Source organism: Vibrio sp. 10N.261.55.A7 (assembly GCF_002877365.1).
Taxonomy (GTDB): domain Bacteria; phylum Pseudomonadota; class Gammaproteobacteria; order Enterobacterales; family Vibrionaceae; genus Vibrio.
Genome location: NZ_MCWZ01000163.1, coordinates 1 through 6,000, shown reverse-complemented (window position 1 = coordinate 6,000; position 6,000 = coordinate 1). Strand labels below are relative to the sequence as shown.

At 38.6% G+C, this 6,000-nt stretch carries 6 protein-coding genes; all 6 read right to left on the bottom strand.

Features of this window, described 5'->3' with window-relative positions; all coding sequences use genetic code 11:
• Positions 1-458: 458 nt before the first annotated feature.
• Positions 459-1,010 carry a GNAT family N-acetyltransferase gene (locus BCU12_RS09655; protein ID WP_102404111.1) on the bottom strand — a complete coding sequence of 184 codons (552 nt, stop codon included), beginning with the start codon at positions 1,008-1,010 and terminating at the stop codon, positions 459-461.
• 134 nt (positions 1,011-1,144) lie between these two features.
• The gene (locus BCU12_RS09650) at positions 1,145-1,504 is read right to left on the bottom strand and encodes a hypothetical protein (protein WP_102404110.1); all 360 of its coding nucleotides are present in this window, start codon (positions 1,502-1,504) and stop codon (positions 1,145-1,147) included.
• A 139-nt stretch (positions 1,505-1,643) separates the two neighbouring features.
• Entirely contained in the window at positions 1,644-2,270 is a 627-nt protein-coding gene (locus BCU12_RS09645) for a hypothetical protein (protein ID WP_133153850.1), read from the bottom strand.
• A gap of 479 nt (positions 2,271-2,749) precedes the next feature.
• The gene (locus BCU12_RS09640) at positions 2,750-3,247 is read right to left on the bottom strand and encodes a hypothetical protein (RefSeq protein ID WP_102404108.1); all 498 of its coding nucleotides are present in this window, start codon (positions 3,245-3,247) and stop codon (positions 2,750-2,752) included.
• Positions 3,248-3,366: 119 nt separating this feature from the next.
• The gene (locus BCU12_RS09635) at positions 3,367-3,705 is read right to left on the bottom strand and encodes a DUF6404 family protein (protein WP_102404107.1); all 339 of its coding nucleotides are present in this window, start codon (positions 3,703-3,705) and stop codon (positions 3,367-3,369) included.
• Positions 3,706-3,865: 160 nt separating this feature from the next.
• Entirely contained in the window at positions 3,866-4,441 is a 576-nt protein-coding gene (locus BCU12_RS09630) for a class I SAM-dependent methyltransferase (protein ID WP_102404112.1), read from the bottom strand.
• Between the last annotated feature and the right edge of the window lie 1,559 nt (positions 4,442-6,000).

The window sequence follows — 6,000 nt, the reverse complement described above, 5'->3', positions numbered from 1 at the left end:
GCCTTAGACCACTAACGCTTTAATAAGTGGCTGTTACCACTGACTTTACCGAGCCTATCAGACTCCAAGCCGAGAGTGCCCAGCGTTGATAAGTCCACTTAATTAACTTGTTAGTCGGTGGCTTTGCCATTGAATGCTGATTATTGGCACTAGCTTTTGTTATTAAAACCAATGTACGACATTTGTAGAATTTACTTAGGGCGAGGCTATGCATTTAACTCGGCCAACCGAAGCGCCCTAAATTGAACATTAACATCATGCGATCCAGTAGCGCCCAAAACGTTGCCAGTAAAACAAAACGGCGAAAGATACTGAACCAACTTTAACCTTAAAACCTTTCAAAGCATTAAACGACTAACGCCGCCTTAAGCGGATAAAAGTAGTTGGCTAAACTTGTTGAGGCACGAAACAAAGCCAACTGTTTTTGTTCCGACTTGAAGGCCTTGTTATGCATATTTTTAGAACGGAGTTACATGATTCCTTCTAGGTATTTTTACTCTAGGTTCAATTGGAAAATACATGTGAGACTCTTCAACCATACTACCGTCACCGGCCAAGTTATTGACTTTACCTAAGTACAGAAAACCAAGCTTTTGATATAATGTAAAAGCCCTCTTATTGTTTAGTACTGTTGTAAGCTCAATTGCTTTGCAATGGTTTTCCTTAGCATCCTCAATTAGGACCTCAATAAATTTCCCACCTAACCCTTGCCCTTGATATTTCTCTGCAATCCCAACACCTAATACTGGAAATTCAGATGAATACCACCAAAGGAAAAAATACGCGACTATTACACCTTGTCTATCAAGAACTATATAAACACGATCTGTATCTGCAATTGAACGATATATAACCTTATCAATTGTCTCGTCATCATCCGCATGCGGTGTAAAATATCCATGGGCGTATTCAGAGATATCTTTTAAAAAAGTCTTAAGCTTTACTTGGTCACCATTTTTAAGTCTGCGATAAATTAGTTTTTCACTGTTTTTTAATACCAATGTTTTCATAGTTGTACCAATCGATGAGTAACTAAAGAAATTAAGCGATTATGCATAACGCCAAGCTAACCTGCACGTAATCTTGGCGTAAAATTTTGCGAAGCAAAAATGCCAAGCGTTAAAGTGTCTGGTTTAGCGTCTTGTTAAGTGTTTGCCACCTTCAGGCGTTGCTTACAAACCAAGATTACTGCTCCAATAAAGAAAATCAATTTACCAATTAGCCCTGAAAGCAGAAGAAGCAAAGCAAGGGGCACTATCAGATATATTTTTAAGCCATTGGATTGATATAGAACCATTGCCGACACGACCATTAATAGAGGAGGCAATACGGCAAGCGCGTAAGACATAATCAGCAAAGAATATGTAGATATATCATATGTTGGGTGAGCCCAGTTTACCCATTCGTTATAAATCGTTTCATAATGTTGAGCAAATTGTGCAATGTAAAAGACTCCACCAGCCAATAACACTAGGCTATACATTTTTGGTAATTTATCTAGCATGCTTAATTTTCCTACATACACTTAACGCCTTGTTAACTTGTGACAAAACAATACCACTAGACTATAAATTACCACTTAAAACACTGAAGCCAACTGAAACAAAAGTGCCAAGCGTTTTGGAATCCAGTTGAACAATTTGTTATGTTTTTTTCTGCCAAAAATACAACTTTGTTGACTTTCCTCTATCAAGAATAAATAGGGCTTTGTCTAATGCAATACAAACTCTTAAACCTAATATTGAAGATGTTTTCAGTCTAATCGCCTCGAAACTATTCTGATATGGAAAACGCTGATTGTAGGAAAGCCCAATAAGAATTGGCTGTAACGCTCGCCATATTGATAGTACTTGAACGTGATGAGTTACGTAATCTCTTATCAACTTAAAGGTTTCAGGTTTTAAAATGTCTTCGTCAGGTATTGATTCAATAATTATTAATAGGTCATTCTGAGCTGCACTTGAGTTAGCCACAAGTAGCTCAGTCAGCTTGTGGAACAATTCGTTGTAGTCAGAACGGTTATCTCGAATAAACTCCATGTCTACTACATACTTGTGCGAACGTAATTGAAATGAACTTTGGCCAATAAGTACTAATAAGGTTAGGAATGCAAACAATGCTGTGTATATTCCACCAATAGCACTACCCATTACTCCCCAGTCATTGTGATTTGACCACACACCTATACCAAAAGACTTTGTATAGATGACTATAGGGGCAGCTAACAAAATCACAATCGCTATGCACGATATTAACTTAAAGTACTTCAAATTTTCCCCTTTAAAACATAACGCTTTACTAAGTGGCTGTTACCACTGACTTTACCGAGCCTATCAGACTCCAAGCCGAAAATGCCGAGCGTTGATAAGTCCACTTTAGTAATTTGTTAGTGGGCGGCTTCGCCATTGAATGCTAATTATTGGCACAAGCCTTTATTATTAAGCCCTATACTCGAGATTTGTAGAACTTACTTAGGTAGCAACTCCGCAATTGACTAGGCCAAACGAAGCGCCCTAAATCGAGCATTAAAATCATGCGATCCCGAATGAATAAAAACTTTGCCAGTAAATCAATATTGCGACGAATACTGAATAAACTTTAACCTCAAAACATTTCAAAGCCTTAGACCACTAACGCAGCGTTAAGTAGTGAGCGACGCTGGCACCAAACTTAAACCATTGTGCCGTAGCCACTTAATTCAAAGTAAACCGAAAATGCCGAGCGTTGCGAATCTGTCTTAAACGCTTTGTTATACGATTTTGAACAACGCCTCATACAATTCTTCTATTGTGTTCAAAATTGCGAATTTTGACTTTGACACAACCCTGATTGATGGCCTTTCATTTTTAGTACCTTCCGCATTTCCTTTTGTATGTTTCGCAATAGGAAAATCACTGATGTCAGGCAACTTTTTGCTTGGCTCACCACCAAAGAACAAGAATGGACCGAGCTCCATCGTTGTTTCGTTAAAGTAAACCCAAACGACACAACCTGATGGTTTATTAGCTAAAGCGACATGGATTTTTTGACGTGCTGTGCTCGAACCAATATGAGAGGTTTTAAGTTGAACATGACGAAAAGCACCAAGGTCTTCCATGATTAGATCATAGCCTTGATTGTCTACCTCTGGTTTGGAAATTTCGATGGAACAACTGCCATTTTTCCATGACATTTTAAGTAGTTCACTAATCAATGAGTGCTCGATTAGCTTCTCTCGAAAGGAAGAATTTAAGTAATGTTGTTCCATATTTTCCTCTTAATCGTATAACGCCAAACTAACCCGCACAAAACCTTGGCATAGACTTTCGCGAAGCGAAAATGCCAAGCGTGAAGTGTCGGGTTTAGTGCCTTGTTAGGTTTTAATATTTACACAAGATCTGTCCAATTGGTCAAACCTAGCTGTTTTTTACGAACCAAATAGAAAACTGACATTAATAACCCAAAAAATAAACCACCAAATATGTTTTTAAGCAGAAGTTGGGGAAAAGGCATAGTGTCATTGAACCAATTCAAAATGCTAAATATTAAGCCGAACAAAAAGCTATTAAAAACAAGGTTGATAGTGAACTTTTGATAATACGGTGGTGGAATTTGTATACCAATCAACCTAAATAACTTCATGAGAGGAGGGTTAAAGTTGGATTTCCAAACACCTTTGCTTTCAAGTTCTTTATGTGCAGCTTCTAGTTGAGATTCATATGACATTTGAGCTTCCTTACCTATGACATGAAGAAATTGAAATAAAACCTAACGCCTTGTTAACTAGTGACAAAACAATTCCACCAAACCTAATATGACCACCGTAATCACAAATATTGACCATTATAAAATTGCCAAGCGTTTTGGAATCCAGTTGAACAATTTGTTATATGATTTTGCGTGCAATAATATGGCTAGCTTTACTTGCATGCCCTGACATTGTTGCGCTTTCAACTACATTAGATAACTCAATATTGAACCCCTCAAGTATGAGCTCGAGCTCTTCTTGTTGGCTATGCCACATTGGAACGCCTGTAGATGACTCGAAACGTAGGCTGTTTTTTGAACAAAACTCAGCTAAATAGAGAATGCCGTTTGGTCTTAAAACCCTATGAAGCTCTTCTATGACGTATTTACGTTCAGTTTGAGTCGTAATACAAGTGAACACAGCACAGGTAACAATTGAGTCAAACTCGTCATCAGAAAAGGGTAGAATACTCCCTGAAAGGTGACGTAAATCTAGCGTTGAATAATCACTGTTACCTCTTTTAATCATTTCAAGTGAGGAATCTACTCCAACTAAGTGATGATACCCTAGTTCATATAGCTGATTTGTAATACGCCCATAACCACAACCGAAATCAAGAACTTTGGCATTTTTAGGTACTGATGCTGTGAAATATTCTGTTGAAATTTCAAGGTTGAAATCAACAATCTCTGCGACATTATCCCATTTACTCAATGTGTCACTCCTAATCATATAACGCTTTAATAAGTGGCTGTAACCACTACCTTTACCGAGCCTGCCAGACACCAAACCGAGAGTGCCCAGCGTTGATAAGTCCACTTAATTAACTTGTTAGTGGGCGGCTTCGCCATTGAATGCTGATTATTGGTGCAAGCCTTTATTATTTGAACCAATGCGCAATATTTGTAGAACTTACTTAGGCAGCAACTCGGCCAAATGAAGCGCCCTAAATGGAATATTTACATCATGCGATCCCGAACCGCCAAAAAGCTACACCAGTAAAACAATATTGCGACGAGTGCAGAACAAACATTAACCCTAAAACCTTTCAAAGCTTTAGACCACTAACGCCCGCTTAAGGGGTTGCCAACTTCAAACCCCAAATCTTACCAACGGCACCTTAAACACAAAAGTCGAACCAAAAATGCCGAGCGTTGGCAATCCCACTTGAAGCGTTTGTTATGTGCCAAATATTAGACTAGGAATTTTAGCTTTTCTGACGCCTTTGTTGGCACTATTTCTATTACTTCATGGCTTGCCAACCCTTCTCGATGAAAAGGATCTTGAGCCAATACTTCACTCAGTTTATTTCGGCACCCAAGCGTAGAAATGATAACACTACCAGTCCTTGGCTCTCTGCTCCCAGATAAAATAAAGTTACATTTTACATTTTACATTTTACATTTTGCATTTTGCATTTTGCATTTTGCATTTTGTTAATTGAGATATTCCACATGCTCAGGAATAAGAACATCAACTTCCTCTAGAGGCACTTGATAAGTCAAAGACACGATAAACATATATTTTCACGCTTAAATGCTGTGGCACATAACGCCTTAAGCAGCGTCGCGCGTCCACGAAGTAGCGGATACTGCCTTGACTAGTTATGTGTTTTCTAAGTGCAGGCGAAGTCATTAACTTAGCATCTCTTTAAAAAATGCCTCACAAGCACTAGATTCTGATTTGTGCGTGCTTAGGATATTTTTTTGCCCGCGCTCAAAATAAACAACCTCGAATTTACCTTCCTCTTCAAGCAAGCAAACAGCATCCTCTTTGTACGAGCCTTTAAGTGAATACTCCCTCGTTGGGACATTCCTTTGCTTCAGCTCTTTTAGTAATTCCAATTTATTCATATATCACTAATTCTCGAAGACACATAACGCTTTACTAAGTGGCTGTTACCACTAACTTTACCGAGCATACCAGACTTCAAGCCGAGAGTGCCGAGCGTTGATAAGTCCACTTTAGTAATTTGTTAGCCGGTGGCTTTGCCATTGATGACTGATTATTGGCACAAGGTTTTGTTATTAAAACCAATGCACGACATTTGTAGAACTTACTTAGGGCAAGGATATGCATTTGACTCGGCCAAACAAAGCGCCCTAAATTGAACATTAACATCATGCGATCCAGTAGCGCCAAAAAACGTTGCCAGTAAAACAATACGGTTAAACTTACTGAACCAACTTTAACCGTAAAACCTTTCAAAGCATTAAACGACTAACGCTTTAATAAGTGGCTGTAACCACTGACTTTACCGAGCATATCAGACT

What these genes read in the sequence shown, in the direction of transcription:
- BCU12_RS09640 (WP_102404108.1), bottom strand. Translation starts at nt 3,247, where the DNA reads ATGGAACAACATTACTTAAATTCTTCCTTTCGAGAGAAGCTAATCGAG.
- BCU12_RS09655 (WP_102404111.1), bottom strand. Translation starts at nt 1,010, where the DNA reads ATGAAAACATTGGTATTAAAAAACAGTGAAAAACTAATTTATCGCAGA.
- BCU12_RS09650 (WP_102404110.1), bottom strand. Translation starts at nt 1,504, where the DNA reads ATGCTAGATAAATTACCAAAAATGTATAGCCTAGTGTTATTGGCTGGT.
- BCU12_RS09635 (WP_102404107.1), bottom strand. Translation starts at nt 3,705, where the DNA reads ATGTCATATGAATCTCAACTAGAAGCTGCACATAAAGAACTTGAAAGC.